Raw genomic sequence first — 1,445 nt, 5'->3', positions numbered from 1 at the left:
AACATGAGCCGCTGTATGCAGGTGGAGAAAGCTAGGTACAGCTTGTGCCTCTCCTCAAACAGAGCAGCCAGGGCCAGTCTGCTTGGCCTGTAGGAGCGGTATCCCCTTTCAACAGTTGCAGCCGCAGCATAGTTGCCCATCATGTCTTGGCGCCGAACAGCGCCAGAGTCGACCATAGCCGAGGTGGCATGACCGCGAACCTTGGTAACGCGCGTGGCGCCAACTCCACGCTGCACGATCAGCGAGTGAAGAAGCCCCCAGACATCACCGTCAGGCCTCATGCCCCACGGCCTACGGGCCAGGTTGAACTCGCCAGACAGAATCTTGTTCGCGTTAGAATCCGCTCCGCTGTTGTCAACACCAACGTGCACTGGTATTGGCAGCATGTGCGCTGCAATCAATCCCCATCCCTCAGAGCGAGTGGAAGAGATGGGGTGTCCATCAAGCTGCCCCCAAAGCGAGATGCGGTCACCAAATCTGTCAATCCAGCCAGATCTCTCCAAGAGAGCCGTGTCCTCTCCGGAGAGCTCCGCCCGCGTGAAGAGGCCCCAGCTGCCCAGCGCGGCGGGCGAGTGCGGCCCATGCCGCAGGCCACCATCCACGTACACGTTGATGTCATCTGGGGCCCGCCCAGGCACCCGAGCGGGAGCCTCGGGGGCATAGTGCGGGAAAGGCCCGGCCAGCTGCGCCAGCAACCGCCGCATGGTCCAGCCTCGGACGTCGGCCCAAGTGAGACCAGCATCTTCTGTTGCCCATCTGGGGACATGGCCCTGCCAGTCTTGCGCCCCCGCCCATACGCCCAGAGCAGGGGCGTCTTCTTCAGTAACCCAGAAGGCCTTGGTGACGTCCGCCGCCATCTCAGGAACCAGGCCATGCAACGCCAAGCAAGGCGGCAACATCGTGTAGTCCACGCTCTGGCCCCTCAAGGCTTGCTCACGTACATCACGAAAGGCAGGGCACTTCCACCAGAGGTGCCCCAGATCTTCGACGTCCTGTGCGCACCAGGGGCACACATCATCCTCTAAGAGCCCGGCAGCCTTGAGGGTGTGGGCTGTCCATAGGCCGCCTCCCTGGATGCACAGCAAGTCCTGCTGCTGCTCCGGGGAAATGGCAGCTCTGACTGCTGTGCTGGCCCGCCAGTCTATGCCCCCCTCGTGTCGGAAACTGCTCCGTTTGTTGGCGAGGCGTCTCAAGCTAGATTGTCGGCCAATTCGCATGATGCAGCTTCGGAGCCACTGTATAGGGTCTCTGAGGAGGTCGATGGTTGGCTCGTCGGGCACGTCCAGGAGAAACCCCTCTCGCAGCCTTCCGCCGGCCGCGACAACGGAGGCAGCCAGCAAGCCGACGGGACCCTTCTTGAGCAAGTACATGTCTTTCTTCGCGCCAACAAATCCCTCTGCAAGCGCCCCCTCGGGTGCCCGTTGGCTTCGCACGCTTTCGTCCGG

Annotated in this window: 1 protein-coding gene; it reads right to left on the bottom strand. The window is 62.3% G+C overall.

The window, feature by feature from the left end:
* Positions 1 to 1,370: hypothetical protein (locus tag ABWQ00_RS16045; protein ID WP_353239659.1), on the bottom strand; the 1,370-nt coding region annotated here is incomplete at its 3' end.
* Positions 1,371 to 1,445: the final 75 nt, after the last annotated feature.

It is taken from the genome of Limnohabitans sp., from assembly GCF_040400975.1.
Lineage (GTDB): Bacteria > Pseudomonadota > Gammaproteobacteria > Burkholderiales > Burkholderiaceae_C > Limnohabitans_A.
Note: the sequence above shows the minus strand (reverse complement) of the source record. Positions and strands in the feature narration are given on the sequence as shown.